The sequence below is a fragment of the Streptomyces sp. NRRL F-5122 genome, from assembly GCF_001507435.1.
In the GTDB taxonomy this organism is placed as follows: domain Bacteria; phylum Actinomycetota; class Actinomycetes; order Streptomycetales; family Streptomycetaceae; genus Streptomyces; species Streptomyces lannensis.
On sequence record NZ_LMWH01000114.1, the window covers coordinates 1 to 566 of the forward strand.

Here is a 566-nt window from a genome sequence, read left to right on the forward strand (position 1 = left end):
TGGAGTTATCCTGGGAGCATGAGCAACGAGGGTGTGATCACGAGCGCGCCGCTGCTGGGTGAACCACTGCCGGTCGAGCTGATGAACACCGTCACCGCCGACCACGGCCGTACCCACGACGCCCTCGACAGCGAGGCCGGTGTTGCCGTCTGGCTGCGTGCCGTCGCCGACCGGCTGGCCACCGACAGCGCGATCACCGCCGAGCAGCTGGACGAGGACGCGGTGCGCGCGGTCGCCGGCCCCCTGCGCGCACTGCGCGACGCACTGCGACGGCTCGCGGCGGAGACGACCGAGGACCCACGCCCTGCCGCCACCGCACCCGCCCTGGCCCGACCGGACGCGATCGGCACCGTCAACCGCCTCGCGCAGACCTGGCCCGAGCTGGTCTGGCCCGCCGACGGGCACCCCACACGGGCCTACCGAGGACCCGGCACCGCCGCCGACCACGCCGTCCAGCTCCTCGCCCACCAGGCCGTCCAGCTCTTCGCCGGCCCCGACCGCGACCGGCTGCGCCCCTGCCTGGCACCCAACTGCCTGCTCTTCTTCGTCAAGAACCACGCACGCAG

The 566-nt window shown here is 73.5% G+C and carries 1 protein-coding gene; it reads left to right on the forward strand.

The features are described from left to right. Nucleotides 1-18: 18 nt before the first annotated feature. A partial coding sequence (locus tag ADL25_RS13105) for a CGNR zinc finger domain-containing protein (RefSeq protein ID WP_059127877.1) occupies nt 19-566 on the forward strand: 548 nt, incomplete at its 3' end.